General features: G+C 37.5%; 16 protein-coding genes. 1 reads left to right on the top strand and 15 read right to left on the bottom strand.

All coding sequences use genetic code 11. The features are described from left to right. Nucleotides 1-132 precede the first annotated feature (132 nt). The 10 genes from EIB73_RS13005 to EIB73_RS12960 all read right to left on the bottom strand — a co-directional run bounded on the left by EIB73_RS13005 (nt 133) and on the right by EIB73_RS12960 (nt 19,233). Entirely contained in the window at nt 133-1,095 is a 963-nt protein-coding gene (locus EIB73_RS13005) for a hypothetical protein (RefSeq protein ID WP_125025677.1), read from the bottom strand. A gap of 233 nt (nt 1,096-1,328) precedes the next feature. After that, complete coding sequence (locus EIB73_RS13000) at nt 1,329-3,986, bottom strand: 4-alpha-glucanotransferase (RefSeq protein WP_125025676.1); 2,658 nt, start codon at nt 3,984-3,986, stop codon at nt 1,329-1,331. Nucleotides 3,987-4,280: 294 nt separating this feature from the next. Further along, on the bottom strand, nt 4,281-5,747 hold the full coding sequence (gene cysS, locus EIB73_RS12995; RefSeq protein ID WP_125025675.1) for a cysteine--tRNA ligase: 1,467 nt from the start codon (nt 5,745-5,747) through the stop codon (nt 4,281-4,283). Between the two features lie 105 nt (nt 5,748-5,852). Further along, on the bottom strand, nt 5,853-6,518 hold the full coding sequence (gene folE / locus EIB73_RS12990; protein WP_125025674.1) for a GTP cyclohydrolase I FolE: 666 nt from the start codon (nt 6,516-6,518) through the stop codon (nt 5,853-5,855). 223 nt (nt 6,519-6,741) lie between these two features. Next, nucleotides 6,742-13,818: a T9SS outer membrane translocon Sov/SprA gene (gene sov / locus EIB73_RS12985; protein WP_125025673.1), complete on the bottom strand. Its 7,077-nt coding sequence runs from the start codon at nt 13,816-13,818 to the stop codon at nt 6,742-6,744. A gap of 3 nt (nt 13,819-13,821) precedes the next feature. Further along, entirely contained in the window at nt 13,822-14,406 is a 585-nt protein-coding gene (ruvA, locus tag EIB73_RS12980) for a Holliday junction branch migration protein RuvA (protein WP_125025672.1), read from the bottom strand. Nucleotides 14,407-14,445: 39 nt separating this feature from the next. Beyond that, nucleotides 14,446-16,731 (bottom strand): NADP-dependent malic enzyme, encoded by a 2,286-nt coding sequence (locus EIB73_RS12975; protein WP_125025671.1) that lies wholly within the window; start codon nt 16,729-16,731, stop codon nt 14,446-14,448. A gap of 77 nt (nt 16,732-16,808) precedes the next feature. Continuing rightward, nucleotides 16,809-17,669 carry a BadF/BadG/BcrA/BcrD ATPase family protein gene (locus EIB73_RS12970; protein WP_125025670.1) on the bottom strand — a complete coding sequence of 287 codons (861 nt, stop codon included), beginning with the start codon at nt 17,667-17,669 and terminating at the stop codon, nt 16,809-16,811. Between the two features lie 151 nt (nt 17,670-17,820). Then, nucleotides 17,821-18,069, bottom strand: coding sequence for a NifU family protein (locus EIB73_RS12965; RefSeq protein ID WP_125026125.1), 249 nt, complete (start codon nt 18,067-18,069; stop codon nt 17,821-17,823). A 60-nt stretch (nt 18,070-18,129) separates the two neighbouring features. Further along, a complete protein-coding gene (locus EIB73_RS12960; RefSeq protein WP_125025669.1) occupies nt 18,130-19,233 on the bottom strand; it encodes an Mrp/NBP35 family ATP-binding protein in 1,104 nt (367 codons plus the stop codon). Between the two features lie 132 nt (nt 19,234-19,365). Between EIB73_RS12960 and EIB73_RS12955 the strand changes: the two genes are divergently transcribed. After that, on the top strand, nt 19,366-22,167 hold the full coding sequence (locus tag EIB73_RS12955) for a GH92 family glycosyl hydrolase (protein WP_125025668.1): 2,802 nt from the start codon (nt 19,366-19,368) through the stop codon (nt 22,165-22,167). A gap of 234 nt (nt 22,168-22,401) precedes the next feature. On the opposite strand, the gene EIB73_RS12950 is transcribed toward EIB73_RS12955, so the two are convergent. The 5 genes from EIB73_RS12950 to EIB73_RS12930 all read right to left on the bottom strand — a co-directional run bounded on the left by EIB73_RS12950 (nt 22,402) and on the right by EIB73_RS12930 (nt 26,093). Next, entirely contained in the window at nt 22,402-22,776 is a 375-nt protein-coding gene (locus EIB73_RS12950; protein ID WP_125025667.1) for a DUF1304 domain-containing protein, read from the bottom strand. 68 nt (nt 22,777-22,844) lie between these two features. Next, complete coding sequence (locus EIB73_RS12945) at nt 22,845-24,095, bottom strand: dicarboxylate/amino acid:cation symporter (protein WP_125025666.1); 1,251 nt, start codon at nt 24,093-24,095, stop codon at nt 22,845-22,847. A 309-nt stretch (nt 24,096-24,404) separates the two neighbouring features. Next, the gene (locus EIB73_RS12940) at nt 24,405-24,824 is read right to left on the bottom strand and encodes an SH3 domain-containing protein (RefSeq protein ID WP_125025665.1); all 420 of its coding nucleotides are present in this window, start codon (nt 24,822-24,824) and stop codon (nt 24,405-24,407) included. A gap of 6 nt (nt 24,825-24,830) precedes the next feature. Beyond that, entirely contained in the window at nt 24,831-25,310 is a 480-nt protein-coding gene (locus EIB73_RS12935; protein ID WP_125025664.1) for a BON domain-containing protein, read from the bottom strand. Between the two features lie 165 nt (nt 25,311-25,475). Beyond that, on the bottom strand, nt 25,476-26,093 hold the full coding sequence (locus EIB73_RS12930) for an alpha-ketoglutarate-dependent dioxygenase AlkB family protein (protein WP_125025663.1): 618 nt from the start codon (nt 26,091-26,093) through the stop codon (nt 25,476-25,478). Nucleotides 26,094-26,143: the final 50 nt, after the last annotated feature.

Here is a 26,143-nt window from a genome sequence, read left to right as displayed (position 1 = left end):
AAATAATGCCTTATTAAAAATAAAAGATTCTTAAAAGACCTTTATTTAAAATTCAAGAAATTTTTACTTTATTAAAAAGAGCAGTTTCTTTTCAAAACTGCTCTCCATCATTATAAACATTAAAATCTAAAATTATCGGGAGGTAAACCTTAATCCCGAGTTTCTTGAGTTAGAACTTGGGGTTCTTGAGCCGGAATTGGTATCATTTCTTTTTCCGGAATTGCTTTCCACTTTTTTAGGAGCCGTGTTACGGGAACCACTTTGCAAGGTGGAATTGTTTCTTATATTTCCGTTATTTGACGGAGCTTGTGCTTCTCTTCTGATGCTGCTATTCCTAAATCCAGACTGTTCTGGTCGTGTATTGTTAGTTCGTGGCGCAACTGTTTCCGCTTTTATGGAATTATTTCGAATTCCGCTTCCTTGAGTTACATTATCATTTCTGAATCTATTGTTTCTTGTATTCCCGATGGTTGCAGTTTGTCCCGTTCTTGGAGTTTGTTGAAAACCAATATTATTTCTGGGATTACTTTGCTGAAACTGTGTTTTATTCACCTTATACACATTGACGTTGATGTTTCGGTATCTTGGCACCACATACACATTTCTGGCATAATGTCTTCTGTTATAATTCTGATAGTAAATTACCGGATTGTATCCATTATAGTAGTTATTCTGGAACACTACGAAAACAGTTGGTCCCAATATTCTTTGCAAAGCATAGAATCTGTCGTAATACCAGCGGTCGGGATTATATCTGTAAACAGAATTCCATGCAGCATAGGAAGGATAGCTGTTGTTCAGCATTCTGATCTGATGAACCTGCCACGGTGAAAGTCTTTGCATCGAAAAAAATCGATTCCAGTTTACATCGACAATACTTTGGCGATAATCATTGTAATAATTAGTGTACAAATCATTGGCGTAATAGTCTTCTGGATATTCATAGTAATAATCATCCGGAAAATAATATTCGTCATCATAGTCACCATAATTACCGTTGTTTTCATATCCGTTTGTAGGATAGTAATCCGGATAATTCTGGGCGGAAACCAATGTCATTAAAAACACTGATAAACCAAGTAGTATTTTTTTCATTTCAAATTGACTTTTTAATTAATTAATAAATTAATAATAAAATAACGTGCCAAAATTTTAATCTAAATTAGGAGTTTACTTTAAATTACCTTACTGTTTTCATCATCACTGTTCTTTGGATTATAAAAACAAACAGAAGTTAAAACGAAACGCTTTAACTTCTGCTAATACATTGATAATCAAATTTTTAAATTAAAAGCTATCAATCATATCCTATCTCGAAAAATTTTAGTTTAATTTCTATTCGCATCGGAAACCCAACCCGCAATTTTGTTATTAAATTCTTCTTTATTCTTTAATTCTTCTAAATTAAGATGCATTTTATATCGCCAATAATGTGGAAATACAGCGGGATTATTAATTCGTTCTTCATCCATATTCGGATTGCTCAGCGCCTGATCTGTCGCCAAAAACTCCTGAATAGGGAAAATAGCCAACATCGCTTCATTGTAAAGATGCTGTTTCATGATCATCTCTGCCAACTGCGGTTCTAAATTCCAAGGCGCTGTTCCGTACTGCCCCAACTGTTTATGAAAATATTTCTGCGTGAGGCTTCGGTCTTCATGCCACCACTGTCGCAAAGTGGAGCTGTCATGAGAACTTGCGGTAACCACATTCATATATCCCGCATGTTTTGGATTGTACCATGGAATATCATCAGATGGCATTCGCTGAACTTTCAAGGCCGTAATTCCTAGACGATCCATCACCTGTGGCACCGATTCCGGCACCAAACCTAAATCTTCGCCGCAAATTAACATATCCGTTGCATTTAAAATCACCGGAAGTTTTTCCATGGCTTTTTCATACCATAAGCCATCCTGACGTTTAAAGAAATAGTCTACATAAAGTTCCGAAAGCTTTCTTTTTTCGTCAATGTTCAGGTATTTATAAGAATCGGTTTTCTCAATATTAAATCGGGGATGATACACAAACTCCTCTTCATTCACTTGCTCCTGCAAGAAAAGAACATTTGCGGCAAGAGCAATAAGTCGCTCTTCTGCCCAACCGTAAGAGTTGGTCTTGAAATAATCGGTCAACTTTCTTTGGGTATCAAACTCTTCTTTAAAAGTATAAGTTCCGTCAAAATGATTATTCATAAACTGGTTATGAATGGAATCTCTTTCTTCTCCAAAATAATCCCAAAGAATTTGATCATTTATAAAAGGCTTACAGAACCTGTCATAATCAAAATTAATATTCCTCGCGTGAAACTCCTCCATTCTCACCGGAACCGCAGGATAAAAATATCCTAAAATTCCTTGCGTCGCGCTCATCGGCATTCTCCAAATCCTGAAAAAACCAAGAATATGGTCAATTCTCATCGCATCGAAATATTGTTCCAATGCTTTAAAACGATTTTTCCACCAACGGTAACCGTCTTCTTTCATCGCTTCCCAATTGTAGGTTGGAAATTCCCAGTTTTGTCCAAGATCTGTAAACTGATCCGGTGGTGCTCCAGCCTGAAAATCCATTCCGAATAATTCCGGTTCTGCCCAAGCTTCTACGGAATACCTGTAAATTCCAATCGGCAAATCTCCTTTTACAGAAATTCCTAAATTGTGTGTATAATCAATCGCATCTTTTAACTGTAAGTGAAGTTGATACTGAACCCAAGCATGCAACATTGAGGCTTCGTAATCTTTATTTTTGGCAGTAAAGAAAGGCGAGATTTTTCCGGCAATATATTTTTTGTGGGTTTTCCAATCATTAAAATTGGGCGTTTTGTACTTATCTCTCAACACACAAAAAGCAGAATATGGAATTAACCAATCTTCATTCTCTTTGATAAACTTTTTAAAGTTTCTGTCTTTTAAAATTTCAACTTTATTCTCGTCAAAAATGATTTTAATATACTTCCACTTTCCGGAAATCATCTGTTCATAATCGATCAGACTTAAAGCGTTCAAAGCTTCTTTTTCTGCAGTATATTCTTTAACTAGATTTTTCGGTAGCGGAAATTCCAGATTTTCGAGGGATAAATATTGTGGATGAAGAGCGTACACCGAAATCGCTGCGTAAGGATAAGAATCCGTCCAGGTGTAATTAGCGGTTGTATCATTGATGGGTAAAATCTGCAAAACCGAAAGATTCGTTTTAGCCGCCCAATCTGCGAGATCCTTTAAGTCTGGAAATTCACCAACGCCAAAACCACTTGCTGTTCGTAAAGCAAAAACCGGAACGGCAACTCCGGCAGCGTGATACATTTCAAACGCCTTAAATTTGAAAAAGTGATCCGCCTGAATTTTAAGAATGTTCTTTTCAGTATTCGGCAATGCCCAGCGATTTTCTCCATATTCAATATCGAACACTTCGCCGGAATCCGTATTTAACAATCCGTATTTATATTCGATTATTTGATTCTGTGGAAGTTCTACTGCTGCTTCCCAAATGCCGAAATCAGTTTGGGACATTGGAACTGTTTTTAGATATTGCCAGTTTCCAAGTGCGTCACAATTTCCAAGAATCACGACTTTCCAGTTTGGATGATAGATTGGAGCTTCTAAGCGGAAAAGATGCGTATGTTTTTTTAAGACCGTAACTTTATCGGCTTTAAAATGACGCAGTTTATTTTTTAAAATTTTATTATTGAGATAATTTTCGGGGAAATTTTTGGCATTCCAAAAATCATTAATCACGAATTCATCGTAGTTATGTGGAAAATTTAATTGGTGTAAAGAAAACTCTTCGTCCAGAACACCTCCTGCATTATTCACCAACTGATATTTGTAAGAAATTGATTTTGAAAAGTAATCGATTTCCCCCAGCCAGTTTCCGTTGTCGGAATATTTTAAGGCGTGAACTTTCTCTTCTGTTCCATCTTCAAATATGCGAACTTGCAGATTCTCACCGACTTTCGTTCGGAAATTGATATTAAGATATAGTTTCATAAAAGGTTTTCTTTAAGAATCGCAATTTAGGAAAAATTTGATGAATTATTGAAGTGAAACTCTTTTCTTATATTTTAGTTGATATGGTTTAACACCTCATAATCATTCAGTTACAATGGTCAACTTTAAACGTGCGATAAATCATTAAAAATGAAGATAATGGAGTTTTTCCAACGCAATAAAAAAAACCTTTCTTAAAAAGAATTAAGAAAGGTTGTAAACTTTTAAAGTTTTGTAAAACTATATTTTACCTTAATGTTTTAAGATAATCTTCAGGTGTCATTACTTCCAAAATTAAGAAATCGAATAACTCGTGCCTTCTCTTCCGTCTTTCAACTCAATTCCTTCAGCAAGCAAACGGTCGCGGATTTGGTCGGAAAGATCAAAGTTCTTGGATTTACGGGCTTGATTTCGCAAGTCGATTAAGACCTGTAATGTCTGGTCTAACTTCGCATTATTGTTTTCCTCAATATTCTGTAAGCCTAAAACATCAAAAACGAAATCACTCATCAATTTTTTCAGTTCCTGTAAATCGTTTTCTATGATGGTCTCTTTTCCATCCTTCAATTTAAAGATGAAATTGACTGCTTCAAAAAGATGGGCAATTAAAATTGGAGAATTGAAATCGTCGGTTAAAGCAGCATAACATTTTTCTTTCCACGCTTTTAAATCAAAACCTGACACTTCAGCAGTCGGGAAATTATCATTTGAAAGGACTTTCATAGCTTCCATCAAACGTTGAAATCCTTTTTCACTCGCCACCATCGCTTCATTAGAAATATCTAAAACACTTCGGTAATGCGCCTGCATAAAGTTGAAACGCACAATGGTTGGATGAAAAGGTTTTTCAAAGAAATCATTGTTTCCGGAAACAAGTTCCATAGGCAAAATATAATTCCCGGTTGATTTACTCATGCGCTGTCCATTCATGGTCAACATATTGGCGTGCATCCAGTAATTTACAGGTTCCACTCCATTACAAGCTTTTCCTTGGGCAACTTCACATTCGTGGTGCGGAAATTTCAAATCCATTCCACCGCCGTGAATATCAAATTTTTCACCGAGGTATTTCGTTGACATTGCAGTACACTCTAAATGCCAACCTGGGAAACCTTCTCCCCAAGGAGAATTCCAGCGCATAATATGTGCAGGAGAAGCGGCTTTCCAAAGGGCAAAATCCTGAGGATTTTTTTTCTCACTCTGACCATCTAAATCGCGGGTATTTGCAAAAAGCTCTTCAATATTTCTACGGGAAAGTTCACCGTAGTTTAGGCCTCTACTGTTGTATTCTAAAACATCGAAGTATACAGAACCATTACTTTCATAAGCGAATCCTTTATCTATTAATTTTTGAGTCAGTTCAATCTGCTCTAAGATATGTCCCGTAGCGGTAGGTTCAATTGTAGGTGGAAGTAGATTAAATACCTCCAAGACTTTATGAAAATCGACGGTATATTTCTGTACAATTTCCATCGGCTCCAGTTTTTCTAAACGGGATTGCTTTACGAAACGGTCATTATTTACATCTCCGTCGTCCGTTAAATGTCCTGCATCGGTAATATTTCGTACATAACGAACTTTGTATCCCAAATGAACCAGTGAACGGTAAATAAAATCAAAAGACATAAAAGTTCGGACATTTCCCAAATGAACATTGCTGTAAACAGTTGGACCACAAACATACATCCCCACATTATTATCATGAATTGGAGTGAAGGTTTCTTTTTCGCCCGAAAGGGAGTTATATATTTTTAGTTGCATTTGCTTGAGAGTTGAGAGTTCACAATAGTTAAAAAAATACTTAAAACTAAAAAAATTATTTTCAGTCCAGCACCTAAATTCTATCGTCTAACATCTAATTAATAATTAATCCAGACTCGAACGATTTCCTACATAATGCAGAAACTCCTGACGGGTAATTGCATTTGTTCTGAAAAGCCCGCTGAGCTCGGCGGTTGTTGTAGAACTTGCGGTATCTTTTATACCACGACAATTCACGCACAAATGTTTGGCTTCGATGATACAGGCCACATCATTGGTACCTAGGGCTTTTTTCAAAGCATCTACAATTTGCATGGTTAAGCGTTCCTGAACTTGCGGACGTTTAGCATAATAATCTACGACTCTGTTAATTTTTGAAAGTCCGATCACTTCTCCATTCGAAATATAAGCAACATGCGCTCGCCCAATAATAGGCAAGAAATGATGTTCGCAGAAAGAGTAAACTGTAATATCTTTTTCTACCAACATTTGGCGGTATTTGTACTTATTGGAAAAAGTAGAAATCCGAGGATTATTCTCAGGAAGAAGTCCGCCAAAAATTTCATTGACATACATCTTCGCCACTCTTTTTGGAGAATCTTTTAAAGAATCATCCGTCATATCCATGCCTAAAGTTTCCATGATTGCATGGAAATGTTTTTGAATAATTTCGATTTTTTCTTCCGGAGATTTATCGAAAGCATCCTTACGTAAAGGGGTGTGTTCCTTTCCGGTAAATACATCATCATCGAAGTCGATATCTTGATTCATAGGTTTCTATTATGAAAGCAAAAATAAGGATTTAATTTCTATCCTCATCCTAAAGCAAAAGAGAGTTTTTACCGATCCCTTTTTATGAGGGTGGAACTTAAAATAATGATCACTCTAAAAAGCCAGCGGACCACCTTAAATCATGATAAAATTAAATACTTATCTCTTCAAAAAAAATTCCTCTCGATCTGAGAGGAATTTTATCATAACTATTTAAAATTTATTAAAAGCCGCCGGTTCCGCCGAAAGTAAACGTCGCCGTTAAACCTGCACGAACTGTTGAAAGTGGGAACGCCGTAGAAATTTTATATTTCGTCATCAACTGATCGTAGAAGAATCGAATGTTAAAATTCTGAGACATATTATAGTCTGCAGAGAGTTTAAAACTCATCATTCTTTGACCACCTGTTACCTGTGAATCATCCTGTAAAATATTGGTGATTCTGGTTTGGCTGTCTCTTAAAGAGAAATCTCCACGGAAATTTAGATCACTTTTAATGGTTCTTTCTTTTCCTTTAAAGTTCAGTTTCATTTTAAAATCCTTCAGAATATAACCGAATCCTACAATATATTCTTTCCCGGTATCTTCTGTTAAAGTGTGATTCACCAAACCAAGCATAAACAAACGGTCAATATTATACTGTGCACGGAACTGCATATTGTTACGCATGGTTACATCGGCACCAATAAGCGGTGCAAATGCTTCAACATATCCCACCTGAGAGAAGGTATAAGGATTATAAATATCCCCAAAAGCATCCCGGTCTGAAATTGAATTATTCTGAACATTATAATAATCAATACTCGACTGAATTCCAGACGCGGTATACGTAGAAGTATACCCATGCAGAATATCAAATTTAGAGAACTGACTGTTGATGAGCGGAATATTCTTCAAGCCTGAATACGTCACTCTCCAGTTTGGAAGTGGGAAGCCCGATTTTTTAGCATCACCAATAGGACCTGATGGCGATTTGCCTTCGACTGCAGCCTGGAACGCCGGAACTAAAACATAGGCATTGGCTAATGAATGTCCGTCTGTATATCCATCCGGGCCAACAGCACCACCCATTTGCTGCGAAATTACTTTCGCGTTGGCGATCATATTCTCATAAATATTGCGACCATCTGTAAACGTAGTACCAAAAGTCCACGCCGTTTTGGAATAGGTGATTAAATCACTTCCGAAAGAAAACTGGAATCCATTTGCAGGATTAGAATCCGCATCTACATTATAGCCTCCTTGAATGAAGTTGCTGTTGTAATTTTTCAGGAAGTTAATATCAATTCTAAAATCATTCACCGGCATAATCTGCACGTTTGCGAGGAAGTTTTGATTCTTCATTTGCGAGTACGGATCATTCATATAATTGGAATTCGAGATCCAGCCGTTTTCGATAACCGTTCTTCTGATATCAGCCTGTGATCCTAAAAGGAAGCCATAAGTTGGTCCGCCCAAAGTCTGTCCGTACCCATACCAGTTCGGTGCAGAAAGTAAGCCCGGTAAAACGGTACCGTTATTTTCATTATAAGAAATATCAAGTTGTTTAATTGAGGTTAACGCATATGCAACACTTTGCAATGGATTCAATTTATTCTTAAACTTATAGTTCTTGAAATCTCTTTTCTTATTCTTTTTCTGCCAGGCTAAATTGTAAACATTATTTAAAGAATCAACTTCCTGTTTACGTTTTTGCATTTTGGCACTGATGTTCTGGAAATACTTAAACTTACCAAAGAATTTTGGCATATCAACCGTAGATGTTGCAATGATATTATTGGTGTTTTGACCAATGCTTCCTAAACTTTCTGCAACTCCGGTTTCAGGATTTACGAAACTGGTGAGAACGGTACTTCTTGCATTCCAATTATAAGTAAAACCGTAACCCAATTCAGCATTGATGAAATCCAAATAAGGTAAATATTCGAACGGCAATCGATAGTTTAACTGAACTCTGTGGTTGTATAACACCGGTCGACCTGCGCGGAAAGGATCAGCGAAAATCGATTTATTGTTCATGTCATACACACTCAAATTATCATTCAGTGTACGCATTGCAGAATTTATTTCCAGCTTTAAAGATTTGGTGAAATTAAATCCTAAACCATATTGCCAGCCAAAATAGAAATTTCTGTTTCTGATGACATCAAAATCCTGACCTGCATTACCGCCCAGAATAGCATCGATATTTCTAAACTCTAATTCGTTGTAATTACGGTCGATTTCTGTTCGGAAAGATAATCTTGTCGGAACTGGATTAAAGTTCACTTCTTTTAACCAACGTAAATATTTATAAGACTTCGCCGTGTCGCTTACCATTTTATTGAATGGTCGGATGACATAAGGTTTAAAGGAGTAATTATAATCAATGTATCCACGTAAATACTGTCGGTAATTTTTCTTAGTATACACATCGCGGAAATAGTCGTCGTTATAAATCGTCGTTACCGAAAGGTTTTCTACATCATAGAATTTCGGTTTTTTGTTCGGATTCATTCTTTCCTTACGCATGTTTACTACACCAATACTTCTTTGCTGTGTATAAGTTCTGGCAACCGTTTTCAGTTCTTCTCTGTTTGGCGCATTCTCGAAAGTCACATCATTATCCAGCGGATTATATTTAGGATCTTCAATGGTTTGCGTATAAGAATAATTTACAGGAATTTTTAAACCTATTTTTTCCGGTAAGAACTTATCTACGTTTACGGTAGTATTGATATTAAAAGCAGACTGCGCTGACTGGGATCTTTCGGACGGTTTTTCCGCAATTCCACCAAAACCAATTGTGGAATAGGACCCATTTGCATTTACCAAAGCAAAATCTCCCAAATTGAAGTTTACACTAGCGTTTCCGGCATAACCTCCTTTGTTTTCAATTTCCGAAAGACGGATTTCATTCACCCATAAAACAAGATCTTTACTGACGACCGCATTTTTGTTTCGGACTCCTAACATAATCGTAGTCACGTTTCCTAAACTCGGGCGACCTTTAATGTAGATCTTTTTATTAGGATCCAGTGAACCATATTCTACATCTTCGCGACGAATGTCAATCTGAGTTGGGAAATCCTGGTCTCTTCGCAATTTAGCATCTACAAAATTTTGAATGGCTAAATCCACTGTGTTTTCTGAAGGCCAAATCTCTAATGGAGATCTCGCGTTTTTAGAGGTGTATTTTAAAGAAGCTTCATACTCGTAGTAATTGTCTGTTGCATCACTTCCAAAACGGATAAAGAATTTGGCATCTTCATCATAGTTAGAAGAATTAACATCTTTTAAATCTTCTGCGTGTACGAAAAGCTCTAAATTTTTGTAACGACGCATATCCAAAGCCACATTTTTGAAGACACCACGAGAAGAGTTTTTCTCTAATGGCTGTACTTTCATATATAGTGAAGCTTCGTTCTGTCTTTGAGCGCCCGCGTTTCCGCTTAGAACCTGTCTGTCGATTCCCGGAGGAAGAACATATGGTGGCTGATTTAAACCATTTTCTTCTAAATTAACACTTCCAACATCCAGGTTTTGATCGGTCACGAAATCAATTCCTTCCGTTTCGCCCGTATTTGTTGCAATATTTTTGGTGTATTTTCTCCAGTCACTTCTTACCAAATCAAGGGTTCCGAAACGAAGAGTTGAAGTCTGATCAAAACCGGTCAACAACATTCTGGCAAAACGCACATTATTTAAAATAGAAGGATCAGCTTCCCCCGCACCAGTATCAAACTGAGCAACAGGAACCCGGAAAAGGAACCATTTATTAGTGCTTGTTTGCCCATTTTGAAATTTCGCTTCTACTTCTTTTACATCAACAATGAAATTCTGTCCCAGTACCAAATTACTTTGATCTAAATTAATGGTGTATTGGTTGTAGTTTTCACTTTGATCTAAGTTGTAATCACGGTTAATATCTTCGGCATCCGGAGTTTGAGTAGCAACTTCCAAGGTATTACTTTGAGAGTTCCCTTCCGGTCCACGGAAATATTTATAGCGTTCCATCAAAGAAGATGCTTGAGTCCCCTGAAATTTATCTGATAAATAAAAGACAAAATCATCAGAAGCCGGATCGGAAACATTGGTCACCGAATTCACGAAATTGGTGCCGAATTTTTCAGCCTCACCTAACGCATCCAATCCATCGTAACCTAAATCCTGAGCCACCCGATCTTCTCCTTCCGAAGAAAATGCATACAGTACCGGGAATTGATTCGGCTGAACTCCCCAGTTCGTTGTTGTAGTATTTGCTGGTGTAGTCGCCGTTGGCAAACCGTTTTCGTACATCAACTTACCATCTTTCAGAACATCTTCGGAGACATTTCCTAACTGTAAGAGTAGTTTGGGCTGGGCTCCAAGTGGATTTCCATCAGCATAAGGATCCATCATCCAGAATTCTACATATTCGATATTGGAATTGGTAAAGTTTGACACTGAGATCGGTCGCATTAAACCGGCCCAACGTTCCTGTGTTGATTCGGAATTTGGATTTACGTTATACGGTCCTCTTTCTGTTGGGAAATAACTCACGTCAAAAGTATTCGTATACAATTGTTCACCTGCCACGAAATCTCGGCTGTTGTATAATTCTGAAGTCTGTACTCTTCTTGAAGCGTGATTAGAAACCGCGGCTGCATTAATTCCATTCGGTGCTTTTCCTCCAATTCCGTAAAATCTTGGGTCGATATTGTACCAGGTCAATAAACCTCTTCCATTTCCATGGGCCAGGTTATCGTTCAAATTACCATTTGAAAATATAGGCTCCGGATTTTTTTCAGGCTTCGAAGCTAAGCTCCACATCGCAGGTTCTTTTAGAGAGATCTTAGAAGTGCTCTGTTCAAAATCATCAATATAAGACTGATCGCCAATTCCTTTATTCTGCCCCGGAATTAAATATGCACCTTCTGCCATAAAGCTTAAGTTCGAAGGTGCTTCTGTATTTACTAGCGGAATTTTATCTGTTAATCTTGTAAGGAAAGGAAGTTCATTATTGTATAAAATATTGAATCCTGCCATGGTATTATTCACCGCTTCCTGACCGAAATTCACTTTTTGAGTTAAAGGCGTTTCCGCATAATTCACCACGGTCGCACCGACTGTTAAATGTTCGTTGAATTTTCTTTCTAAGTTTAAACCTAAAAATCTTTTTCTCTGGGTGTTAAAAGTCAGTTGATTTTCAAGGGAAATATTAATTGCCTGTCCGGATTGTTTCACCGTTTCATTAATAATATTTACCGTTCCCAACATATAATCTACGGTGTAATCAACACCTTCCTGTAACTGAACTCCATTCGCAGTCACTTTTACGGATCCTTGTGGAACATTGATTGCGCCTAAAGAAATCCCGGTTCCTTGCGAACCTTTGAAACGGCCTTCCATGGTGTAGCGTAAAGCCAGGTTATTTTGGGAAGCCACTTGTTTTTGCTGGTCGTAAAGCTCGTTGAATACATACTTCGGATCGTTATTTCCTAAAGCAGTCTGCAGGAAAGAACCGAAAGGTTTTGCTTTGGTAAAAATCACTTTACCATTTTCCGGATCTATTGTGATTCCAGGCACAAAGTCGAAAATTCCATCTCCAGTTTCTCCGCCACCTTGCTGTAAATCGTTGTTCATATTGAGTCGGTCCCAATTGAATAATTTCAATAAATTCGGATTTACCTGCTCAGTAGGATTCGTTACGGTCGTAGGCAAATAATTCACTTTTCCGCCACTTTGAGGATCGCGGTAATATACATTTAATAAGAAACCATCTGGATTAATCTGATTGGTGTTTAGTGAATACACATTCTTCATCATCAAATCCCACATCGGAGAAGTTGTTTTCACGGTGCTGTTTGGTTTCAAAACTTTCGTAATTAAAACCGGACTTTCCTCGGAGAACTCTCCTACTTTATATACTTTGTTATCTCCGTTTAAGGTATAACTGTAAGAAACCGCTAAAAGCTGATTGTCATTAAGCCTTTGATTTAAAGACACATAACCCAACTGTGGATGAAAGGTGAATTCGTTTTGGCTTAATTTTCGGGCCTTTCTGTTAAAAATAAACTGTTCCCCATCCACATAAGTTTCAGGTGAACCGTTGGCATTTGGGAAAGATTGTCCGTTGATCGCATTGTATGCCGTATTGACATCACGAATTGCAGGTCCCAAAGCGACTACACTTTGATATAAATTATTCTGTGCGTTATCGGGAAAACCAGCAACACCTTCACCCAAATCACGAATTCCGACGATTCCTTTTTGATCCTGAAGATTACCGGAACCTTGATCTAAAACCCAGGCTTCAATTCGGGTAATACTGATTCTGGAATTTATTTGAGGGTAATTTAATAAGGCCTGATCATAATTATTTAAAAAGTAACGGCCTAAATAATAGTGTTGATTATCTTCATAATCGATCGCGTTTAATTTAAAGGTATTCATTACGCCGCCGCCTTGAGCAACAATTGTTCTGGCTTCACCCTGCTGTTGGGAGAACACCAAAGTACCATAAGTTTTACCCAGCTGAAATTCTGTTTTTAAACCAAACAAGGATTCCGAACCGCGAATTAAACTTGTGGAAAGCGGCATATTCACGTTACCGAATTCTATTCTTTTTATGATTTTATCTTCTCCACCGGTAGTTTTATCGTTCAAACCTTTGGATTGTAGATCTTTCCAGCTTCCTTTTGCCTGCCAAACTAAATTCATTCGATTCTCAAAAGCAAAACCACTTTGGGTATCATAATTTGCTTTAAGCTGAAGGTTTTCACCCACTTTTCCAAGCAAACCCAGCTGAATACGCTGTTGAATATCAATCGCGAAGTTGGTTCTGTTTTGGGGTAGAATTAAAGGATTGTCGATTTTTTGGTAGAGGCCGCCAATATCGAAAGAAGCGAATCCCTGCGGAATAATTTCAATTTTATTGCCACCAAACAAAGTTTCAAACAACTGATTTTTTATATTCACAGAGGGAAGCAATCCTTTTTTAATGGCTTCCGTTTGATCTTTCCGGTAGCCTAAAGCATTCATAGAGGACTTCTCCCGATAATACTCTTTCAGCTGATTGGTCAGCATGTATTGATAATACTCCTCCGACGTCATCGATACCGGATTACCTACAACCATGTTTCCCACTTTCGGATAAAGAATGTACATTCCGCTGCCTACATCATAGAAGGCTTCATAGCGAAGGGGATCGGGCAGAGAAAAATCTGTCCTAATCGAGGTACTGTCCGAAGGTTTTTCCTGTGCAAAACTGATTGCAAAAGAAAAACACGTGAAAACTAAAACTAAAACTTTATGCTGAAAAAAACTATTCTTCTCCAAATGTTAAATATTTTTTAAAATTTGCTTTATCAAATCTTCTACTGAAAGATCGGGGTTTTGCTTAAGAATCCGGTCGGCAATCTTCTCGCTCATCTTCTTCGAAATTCCTAAAACCTCTAATGCAGATAACGATTCTTCTTTGACTTTATTATTTACAAATGTAGAAATATTTTCCTCAGAAACATTGAATTTCTGTACTTTATCCCGCAAATCAACAATGATCCTGTCGGCAGTTTTTGCCCCAATTCCCTTGACCTTCTGCAGCATCCCACTGTTGTTAGAAAGGATGCCCGTGGCTATTTCTGTAAGGGACAAGGAAGACAGCATAATAAGGGCAGAAACCGGCCCAACTCCATTAACACTAATTAACAGATTAAACATTTCCTTTTCTAAAATTGTGTTAAAACCGAAAAGCAAATGTGCATCTTCCCGAATGATCTGTTGGATGTTTAGAAAGGTCTCTTTTCCTAAAGTTAATTTCTCAGAAGTCTGCAAACTGATCCCCACCATATAACCAACTCCCTGTACGTCTACGACGACCGAAGTTGGGTGAAGCTGCTGCACAATTCCCTTTAGCGAATAAATCATGATTTGTGTTTTTTTAGCTTTATTTTTATATAATTATTACTATTTCTTTTCTCTCCTTTGAGCATCTAATACCGCGATGGTCGCTAAATTCACGATCTCATCAACGCTCGCACGCATCTGTAAAACATGAACCGGTTTTTTCAGTCCCATTAAAATAGGTCCGACAACCTGCGCCACTTTTAAACCTCTAATAATTTTATAAGATATATTTGCACTTTCCAGATTAGGAAATACAAAAACGTTCGCCGGCGTGGTTCCCAGTTTTGAGAATGGATAATCTGAAAGATGATCGCTGTTTAAAGCAAAATCGGGCTGAATTTCCCCGTCCACAATCATTTTAGGATATTTTTCGTGCAAAATAGAAACTGCTTTGGCGACTTTTTTAGAAGTCTCAGAAATACCGGAGAAATTCTCAAACGAAAGCATTGCAATACGCGGTTCTACGGCAAAAGTTTTTACGGTAAGCTCAGACATTCTCGCAATATTTACCAAATCCTCGGCGGTCGGATTTTGACTAACAGACGTATCTGCAAAGAACAAAGGTTTCTTTTCGGTGATAATCATCATCATTGATGATATTTTATCTACGCCTTTTTCTTTTTCAATAATTTTTAAAATAGGTTTAAGCGTAGAAGAATAATTTTTTGAAAATCCTACGATTAAAGCATCGGTGTCGCCATGATGCAACATGAGTGGTCCAAAATAATCTCTTTGCCGAACATATCTTTTAGCTTTATACTCATTCATTCCTTTTCTTTGGCGCAGTTTCCAAAGAGTTTCCCGGTATTTAATACGGTTTTCTTCCTGATCTTCATCCATTGGGTCCACAATCGGAACATTCAGTTCAATACCGAATTTCTTCATCTGCTCCTGAACATATTTTTTCTCACCCAATAAAATCGGCTGGGCAATTCCTTCTTCATAAAGTATCTGTGCAGCTTTCAGAACATTGTATTCTTCCGCATTACCAAGAGTAACTCTTTTCGGGTTAGAACGTGCTCTGTTCTGCATCATACGGATGAGTTTTTCATCCCGTCCCATTCTGTCTAGCAGACCATTTTCGTAGTCTTCGAAATTTTCGATAGGCTTGCCAGCAATTCCACTTTCCATCGCTGCCTTTGCTACCGCGATGGATACTTTGGTGATCAAACGGTTATCAAATGGTTTTGGAATAAAATACTCTCTTCCAAAATTTAAATTCTTAAGATTATAAGCAAGAATTACGGCTTCCGGAACGGGTTCTTTTGCGAGATCGGCCAGCGCTCTTACTGCCGCAAGTTTCATCGCCTCATTAATTCCACGTGCCTGAACATCCAAGGCACCGCGGAAAATATAAGGGAATCCCAAAACATTGTTTACCTGATTAGGATAATCACTTCTGCCCGTCGCCATAATGGTATCTTTTCGGGTTTCCATTGCGAGCTCATAATTTATTTCCGGATTTGGATTTGCCAGGCCGAAAACGACTGGGTTTTCTGCCATGCTCAAAAGCATTTCCGGAGTCATCACATCGGCTTTGGAAAGTCCGATAAAAACGTCGGCTCCTTTTAAAGCTTCAGCCAGAGTTTCCATTTCTGTATTCGCGACAAAATCTAGTTTTTCAGGCGTCAGATTTGTTCTTTTATGATTAATGACTCCTTTGGAATCACACATCAATATATTTTCTTTTTTAAGGCCGAGTTCCAGATAAAGTTTGGTACACGCAACTGCTGCAGCACCTGCACCATTTACAACCATTTTCACCTCATCGATTTTTTTTCCTGCAATCTCAAGCGCATTCAACAAGGCTGCTGCCGAGATAATTGCCGTACCGTGCTGATCATCGTGCATTAATGGAATATCCAACTCCTCTTTTAATCGATGTTCTATATAAAAAGCTTCGGGAGCTTTGATGTCTTCCAGGTTAATTCCACCAAAAGTTGGCGCAATCCCTTTTACAATTTCTATAAATTTATCAGGATCTTTTTCGTTGATTTCAATATCAAATACATTAATATCTGCAAATATTTTAAACAGCAATCCTTTTCCTTCCATGACTGGTTTTGATGCTTCTGCACCGATATCACCCAATCCTAAAACTGCCGTTCCGTTTGAAATTACGGCGACCAGGTTTCCCTTTCCGGTATATTCGTAGGCTAATTTTGGGTCTCTTTCAATTTCCAAACAAGGAATCGCAACTCCCGGCGAGTAAGCAAGGGATAAATCTCTTTGGGAAGAATGTGGTTTGGACGGGATTACTTCAATCTTTCCTTTGGGTTCTACACTATGATAATCCAAGGCTGCCTGGTTAAAATTCTTTTGGTCTCTGTTATTTTTAGTGGACATATAATAATATTTTTTAACGGTTTAAGGTACAAAACCTCTTCCGCGGTTAGGATATACTTTTTTTTACCGATTTAAAATCAGTCGAGATTCAGGATGTATTTTTTGTGATAATCTACCAAACTTTCTATGGGCTTCTGCACCACTTTTCCGATGGTTAGATTTAGTTCAGCTGCGGCAGAACGTAAAATATCTTCGTAAATATAAGCAATGTACCCGATGAAATTAATTTCAACCTCACCCGCTTCTTTGTAAGGCAAGACTTGGTAATCCAAAAAATTCTTCATTTCATCAAAAACCATATTTTGAAAATAGGAATGACTTTTATGCTCGGCGATAAATTTATTGAATTCCCCCAAATACGCGTTGGCTCTGGGATTATGATACATGTTTTTTATCGCCTCATCAATGGTGAGATTGTAAGTGTTGATAAAAGCGCGTTCCAAATCCTGTGGCAGCTTTTTCATGAAAAAACGGCGCAGCAGATTTTTACCTAGAGCGCTTCCGCTTCCTTCATCACCGATTAAAAAGCCGAGCGAAGGTAAATCAACTCTAATTTTTTCTCCATCGAAGAAGCAGGAATTTGATCCTGTTCCCAAAATACAAACCATTGCCGGTTTCCCATTATAGGCCGCATAAGCTGCGGCCGTCATATCTTCTTTAATTCTCACTTCTGCCTGGGGAAAAATCTTCACAAATTCATCTTCCACCTTTTTGGCATTGGCTTCAGTCCCACATCCGGAACCATAAAAGAATATTTTTTCGATATGATTTTTAAGAAAGAATAATTCGGGATTCCGATCAATCTCTTTCATTATAAAATCGGGATTGATGATATTGGGATTAAAACCCAAAGTTGTCGTTTTCAAATGAGGTTTGCCAGAGTTTTCCAGAATAACCCAGTCACATTTGGTAGAACCGCCGTCTATTATGGCAATCATATAATTTTCGTTTAATCCGCTAAAATATTAATTTAATTTCAATCCTATTTAGATTTAAAGAAATAATTGAATTTATAGATACTCTGCGTAGGATTTCACAAAAAAACGGACCAAAGGCCCGTTCTAATTTTCTTTCGTTTAATCATAAAGATTATTCGACTGCCAAAACTTCGAGAATTTCGGGAGCAAATTGCTTTACTGTATTTTCAACGCCCAGTTTCATGGTTGAGAAACTCATAGGACAGCCATTACAGTTGCCGTGCAATTTTACCAATACGATATGATCTTTCACATCGATCAGTTCGATATCGCCACCATCTTTATTCAAAAACGGACGAATGCTTTCTAAAGCATGCATCACTTTGGTTACAGTTTCTTCGTGTGTTATTTGTTTGTTCATCATTGTAAAATCAGTTCCCCAATAGGGTAAAAATGAATTATTATCCTCAAAAGTAAGAATTTACTTTTTCGGGGAACAACCTGCCATAGTTGTAATTTTCACCGCTTCCGTTGGCGGAAGGTTTTTATTTCTCTCTACCAAACTTTCAATCATATTCTGAGTGGTCTTGGTATAAATTTCAGAGATTAAAGAGTTTTCCTGTAAAACTGCAGGTCTGCCGACATCTCCGGCTTCACGCACACTTTGTATTAAAGGTATTTCTCCTAAGACAGGAATTCCTAAATCTTCTGCTAAATACTGCGCTCCCTGATTTCCAAAAATATAATATTTATTATTCGGTAGTTCTTCAGGGGTAAAGTACGACATGTTTTCGATTAATCCTAAAACAGGAATGTTAATACTTTCCATCTGGAACATTGCGATCCCTTTTCTTACGTCTGCCAAAGCAACATGTTGCGGTGTACTTACGATGATTGCACCAGTTACAGGAACCTCCTGAATGATCGACAGGTGAATATCGCCTGTTCCCGGTGGAAGGTCAATTAAGAGGAAATCCAGTTCTCCCCAAGCTGCATCACGGATCATTTGGTTCAAAGCTTTTGAAGCCATCGGTCCACGCCATACTACGGCTTGGTTGGCTCCGGAGAAATATCCGATAGACAACATCTTTACACCATAATTTTCGATGGGTTTCATCATACTTTTTCCGTCAACCTCTACAGAAATAGGTTTCGCCCCTTCCGTATCAAACATGGTTGGAACAGACGGCCCATAAATATCAGCATCAAGAATTCCAACTTTGAATCCCATTTTTGCTAAAGTCACCGCAATATTAGCGGCCACCGTAGATTTACCAACGCCTCCTTTACCCGAAGCGATGGCAATGATATTTTGAATTCCTTTGATCTGCTTTCCTTTGATTTGATTTTGCTGTACTTCAGAAGGCTCTGGAGAGGCAATTTTTAATTTTAGAACAATATCTTCCCCAAACTGGGATGCAAACGCCTGTTTCATCGCAGCTTCCAGCTTTTTCTTTTCGTGCATTGCCGGTGAATGAGCCGTCATATCAATATAAACATCATTCCCCATGACCTGGAAATTGTGTACCAAATCATCAACTTCTATTTCTTTCAGAAACGACTGAACTTTTTCTTTCGTCAACATAATTTTCTTCTATAAATTGAATTACAAATTTAGGCAATTTTTTCTTATTTAGAATCAATAAAAGTTATTGATAAAGTTCATGTATTGTGGGTGCTTAATTTTTTAATATCTTCACTCATCAAGTTTTTTATCATGAAAAAAATCTCCGTCTTCCTTTTTATTTTTTCCTTTTTCATCCTTAATGCACAGAATTTTGCGCAATATGTAAATCCTTTTATAGGAACGGGTGGTCACGGACACACTTTTCCGGGGGCAACCGTTCCCTTTGGTATGGTGCAACTTTCCCCAGATACTCGAATTGATGGAAGTTGGGACGGGTGCAGCGGTTATCATTATTCAGACAAAATAATTTATGGCTTTTCGCACACGCACCTGAACGGAACCGGTGTGTCCGATTATGGTGATATTTTATTGATGCCCACGATGGGAAAGGCCAGTTTGGACCCTAAAGAATATTCCACCGAATTTTCTCATCAAAACGAAAAAGCCAGTGCCGGATTTTACCAGGTTACATTAGATAAATTTAATATTGATGCGAAACTTACTTCCACAAAAAGAGTGGGATATCATGAATATACTTTTAATAAAAAAGGAAATGCAAACATTATATTAGACTTAAATCACCGCGATAAACTGCTCGAAGGAGAAATTCGGATCATTGACTCTAAAACAATTGAGGTTTTCCGACGAAGTGAAGCTTGGGCCACGAATCAATACATTTTTGCCAGAATAGAGTTTTCAAAACCTATGAAAATTGTTGCCTCTAAAAAAGATAAATCCAGCGCCACCACTTTTTCCGGGCAAAATATAGCTTTGGCTTTTTCGACTTCCGTAAAAAAGGGCGAAAAGATTTTAATTAAGGTCGCCCTATCTCCAACTTCTTATGAAGGAACGCGAAAAAACATGCTGGCGGAAGGAAAATCCAGCGATTTTGAATTTATTAAAAAGAATGCGGAAAATGATTGGAACAAAGAACTTTCGAAAATAGAAGTGACTTCTTCAGATCAAGACAAGCTTTCAGTTTTCTATACGGCATTATATCACACGATGATGCAGCCAAATCTTGCAATGGACGTTGATGGGAAATATCGCGGCCGCGACAATAAAATTCACACGGCGGAAGGTTTTGATTATTACTCGGTCTTTTCTCTGTGGGACACTTTTCGTGCTTATCATCCTTTGATGACTTTAATAGATAAAAAAAGAACTTCTGATTTCATTAATACTTTTATCAAACAATATGACGAAGGCGGAAGGTTGCCGGTTTGGGAACTCGCAAGCAATGAAACGTTTTGTATGATCGGTTATCACTCCGTTTCTGTAATCGCAGATGCGATGGCAAAAAATATTCAAGGTTTCGATTATGAAAAAGCCTATGAGGCTGCGAAAAAATCGGCAATGGAAGATCACTTCGGATTGAATGCTTACAAACAGAACGGCTATATCAGCGTAGAAGATGAACATGAAAGTGTTTCGAAAACCTTGGAATATGCTTACGATGACTGGTGTATTGCGCAGATGGCTCTAATTTTAAATAAAAAAGAAGATTACTACTATTTTATGAAGCGGTCGCAATCCTGGAAAAATCTTTACAATCCGGAGACTGGTTTTATGCAGGCCAGAAAGAATGGCAGCTGGCTTCAACCCTTTGAACCAAATGAAGTCAATAATAATTTCACGGAAGGAAATTCCTGGCAATATTCTTTTTTCGTTCCACAAGATATTGAAGGCTTGATCGCCTTTCATGGTGGTAAGGAAAAATTTGAAAAATTTCTGGATGGACTTTTTTCAGCCTCCGAAAAAACAACCGGTAGGGAACAAGTCGACATCACCGGACTTATGGGCCAATATGCTAATGGAAATGAACCGAGTCATCATATTGCTTATCTCTACAATAAAGTTGGAAGGCCGGAAAAGACAGACGAAAAAATTAAATTTATTCTGGATAACTTCTACAAAAACACACCCGACGGTTTGATTGGAAATGAAGATTGCGGACAAATGAGCTCCTGGTTTGTGTTGAGTTCCATGAGAATATATCCTATAACTCCGGGGAAAGTTGGCTGGGAAACGACGACTCCTTACTTTGAAAAAGTAAAAATAAATTTTGAAGATGGTACTTCAAAGATTATTACACCGACGACTCCAAAAATTGAACTTGAAAATTTAGGCTTTGAAAACATTAAAAAATTAGAGCCGCTAAAAGTTCCCGATCTGGTTGTTGCTCCAATTATCGAATCTTCAAACTCCGTTTTTGACAAACCAATTAAAGTGAAAATTAAAGCTTTGAATCCAAAAGATAAAATCTTTTATATGACTTTGGATGAAGATGATGCTAATGTGAGAAAGCGATTTATTCCTTATAAAAAGCCATTCCGAATTTCTAAAACCACCACGATTTCTGCCTACGCCGAGAATAAAGGTGAAAAAAGTTCGGTGGTTACTGCATTTTTTAATCGGAAGCCAAATAACTGGTCCATTGAGACAAAATCGAAGTACAACCCGCAATATGATGCGGGTGGAACAGGCGGATTGATTGATGGAATTCTGGGTGATGAGAACTGGAGAAAAGGAAATTGGCAAGGTTTTCAGTCGCAGGATTTCGAGGCCGTAGTTGACTTAAAAATGCAGCGAAAGATAAGTGAAATCTCTTCCCGCTATTTGCAGGACAGCCGAAGCTGGATTCTGATGCCAACCGAAGTGGATTACTATTTATCTTCTAACAACAAAGATTTTTTCAAAATTGCCACCGTGGAAAACACATTGGATCCAAAAATTACAGAAAATACTGTGCGAGAATTTAAAGCTGCAATTGTTCCAACAGAAGCAAGATATCTTAAAATTGTTGCGAAAAATTTCGGCAAACTCCCGGAGTGGCATCAAGGTTTTGGAGGTGATGCATTTATTTTTGTGGATGAGATCATGGTCAAATAAATTTGCGGCAATTATTTTTTTAAAGTTATCTAAGTGGAAAAATAAAGATTGGGGGAAAGTAGAAATTGATCTTATCGCTTTTAAAATCTATTGGCAGTAACATTTAATGATAGCAGAAGAGGCTGTGAGAGAAGTTAAATACTTCCTTAAATTTTAAAGAAAAATCCCGTTCTGAAAACGGGATTTATTTATTTATTTGATGTCGATAAAGATCCTATAGATTTACTACTGATTCTAATTGAGACCAAAGTACAATGTTGCAATCAGCGCCAATATCGCTGGGAGAGCCTGAACAAAAAATATTTTTGGGGAGGCGGTAATTGCACCGAATATTCCGGCTACAATAACGCAAGACAAAAAGAAAATTGCCACATTTTCTGCCCAAGAGGTTGAGGTGATGATGAGCGACCAAATTAATCCCGCAGAAAGAAAACCATTGTATAACCCTTGATTTGCTGCCAGTCCTTTTGTCGGTTTAAACAATTCCTCTTTTAATGAGCCTTTGAAGGTTTTCTTACCTAATGTTTCCCAGGCAAACATTTCCATATATAAAATATACAGATGCTCTAAGGCAACCAATCCAATTAAAATTTTTGCAATGATTTCCATAAAGGTAAATTAGTAAGGGATCATTTTAAAGATTTTTTATTCTGCATTCCGTGGAGGAATATCTCATTTTATAAATCTCCGCCGTGATTATCGAGCTGTCCTTCCCATTTAGAAACTGCAGAAGTTGCTAAAGCATTACCTAAAACATTGGTCATACTTCTTCCCATATCGCAGAAATGATCAATTGGTAAAATCAAGGCAATTCCTTCGGGTGGAATTCCAAACATGGTGCAGGTTGCCACAATGATGACCAAACTTGCTCTTGGTACCCCTGCGATTCCTTTGGAGGTTAACATTAAAACTAAAAGCATGATGATCTGCTGCCCCAAAGTCATATCAATCCCATAAATCTGAGCGATAAAAATGGCTGCGAAAGTCATGTACATCATACTTCCATCTAGATTAAAAGAGTATCCCAGAGGTAAAATAAAGGAGACAATTCTGTTGTTGCAACCGAATCTTTCGAGTTCTTCAACCAATTTTGGGAAAACTGCTTCTGAACTTGTAGTCGAAAATGCAATTAACAAAGGTTCTTTGATCCTTCTTAACAATTCGAATAAACGATTTCCTAAGATGAAATAACCTACGATACAAAGAACCATCCACAAAACCCCCAATGCAAAGAAGAAATCCCGCAGATAGATGGCATACACTTTAAAGATCTCAAAACCATTCGTTGCTACTACTGCCGCGATCGCGCCCAGTACACCGAGTGGCGCAAACCACATGATATAACCTACCATTTTTAAGATGGCATGAGCACAAATATCTAATGCTCTAACTATGGGCTTCGTATATTCTTCGCCCATATTCGCCAAAGCAACTCCGAACATGATGGAGAATACTACGATTTGTAAAACCTCATTGGTTGCGAATGCTTCGAATAAACTTTTAGGAATCACATGTTTTACAAATTCTTCTAAAGATAATCCCTGACTGTTTGCAACGACTTCGGTAGCGGCATCCGCTGCGGGTTTGTCCAGCTGCATGACCAAGCCCGGCTCTAACCAGTTTACAAACACCAACCCGATCATTAACGAAACCAAAGAAGCGGTAATAAACCAGAGCATGGCTTTGGTTCCCACCCTTCCAATCATTTTAATATCACTCATTTTAGCAATACCTACTACTAAAGTGGTAAATACCAACGGTGCAATGATCATCTGCACCAAACGGATGAATATTGTGCCTAAAAGTTTTATATTTTTTGAGAATCCTTCGGAACTGTCAGGATATTGAAGATGCACGACTCCACCCATAACAACGCCCACGATTAGAGCGATAATGATGGCGATGAACAGTTTGTTTTGACCTTTCATATATATTTTTTATTGTAAGATTACAAATATATGTTTTTTTGTGAAAGTTTGATTTACAATTCTTTTTCGGATAAACGATTGACTTGCTCCTATCTTGGATTTTTAATATAATAATGGAAATGACTCTTCTTTATTTAAAAAAGTCTTTTATTGACTGAACAAAAAATGTAAATATGAAAATTGTAGAGAAAGAAGGTATTTTGATCTTAAGTTGTCTTTTCTAAAGGCACGCCGCCGGTTTATTAGAATAATTTCCAATAAAAAAACCTCTGAATCATCAGAGGTTTCGTATTTTAAATAAAGATCTTCTTATGCCTGCAAATACCTAGCGTAAGCATAACCTTCTGCGCCACCGGCAGTTTTCACTTTCCACCATTCGTCAGAGGTTTGCTCCACCAAAGTTACATACTCTCCTTTTGCAGCTTTACCAACAATAGCAGCTTCTGTAGAAGGTTCCTGTCTGATGTTAAGGTTAGAAGAATCGGTATTCACCTTTAAAGACGCTCCTGCAGATAATCCTGCTACCTGAACATCGACATTGATATCTGAAGCAGAATAAGTAGAATCAATTGCGCCAAGGGCATTCCAAACTGCATCTTTCGCTGCAGAAGTGCTTGCATTTCCGGCAACATATAGAATCCCGTTTTGCTCAGAAACTTTTAGGTCAGCAATTCCCGCAGATTGTGCTGCAGAAATCACACTTGCATATTTATCTTGTAATGTACTCATTTTCAATTATTTTACAGTATAATTATAGTTTACTTTTCCTACTTGCATTGCGTCTACAGACATTTTAATTTTACGTGCCTGCTCTGGAGATACATTCCCGGTGATGGTTAATTCGCCATTAATTACTTCTGCCTTAGCAGATGGGAAATCTTTTAAAGCATCTGTTACTTTCTGTACGTTTGCCGGATCTACGGCACTGGTAGTTTCTACAACCATTGGTGCCTCAATTGTCGACATATCCATTACATCTTTAACTCCAGGAATTGCTTTTAGTGAAGCAATCATTTGATCTTTTGAAGCTTGATCTGTGAATGTTCCGCTTAAGTGTGCTGTTCCGTCTTTTACTTCTACTGTAGCGTTCGGGTTAGAAGTTACAACTGTTGTTGCCTGAGTTTGAAGTTCTGCATCAGTCACTTTCTTTTTACAAGAAATTGATCCGAAAGATACTGCAAGTGCTAATGTGGCCATTGCCATTGTTTTTTTCATAGTTAAATAGGTTTGTTATTAATATATAGTATCAAAATTACTCATTATAAGTTTCTCTCCTTCTTAAAAAATAATAAATTTTTCTTAATTTTTTTTTATGAAACGTTGTCAAATAATTCAAATTACTTTAACATGAAATCAAATATAATGATTTAAAATTAAATTTCAAGTCGATGTTTTTTCAATCATCCGGAAGGTCAAATTGATTCTTGGAGTCCTTATCTTTTTTGTCGGGGGTAATCGGTGAAGCCAATTGGTTTGCGTTTCATCTTTCATTATTAATAAACTTCCGTGCTCCAAAAATAAATCTATTCTTTCTCCAGAGGTTTTATGTTTAAAAGAAAATTTTCGCTCTGCTCCCAAAGTGAGGGAAGCTATGGTTCCATTTTTTTTCAGATCTTTTTCCGCATCGCTGTGGTATGCCATGCCTTCGCTGCCATCGTGGTATAAATTCAGCAGACATGAATTAAACTTTTCTCCTGTCTTCTCCTCTATTTTATTTTTTAAAAGAAGCAACTCTTCACTCCAGGGAAGTGCTGTTTTTGTAGACTTCGAATAGGTATAATTAAAGTCTTTGTCCCCATGCCAGGCAACTTTTCTTTTGGTTAAAATTTTCTTTCCAAAGATAATGGCCTCATCATTTTTCCAGTCTATCTTTTCTAAAAGATTTAAATAAAAATAATCTGCTTCTTCCTTTGTCAAAATTTTTCCATAATAATTAACCGTTCCATCTTTCGGAAGCCAATTGAAATGTGGATCGTGAATAAAATCAAAAAGTTCCATAAGGTTTTTTCTAAATCCAAATTTCTACAAATTATTTCATAAATTCGTTA

This window comes from Kaistella carnis, assembly GCF_003860585.1.
GTDB classification, from domain to species: domain Bacteria; phylum Bacteroidota; class Bacteroidia; order Flavobacteriales; family Weeksellaceae; genus Kaistella; species Kaistella carnis.
This window is presented reverse-complemented; position numbering and strand designations above follow the sequence as displayed.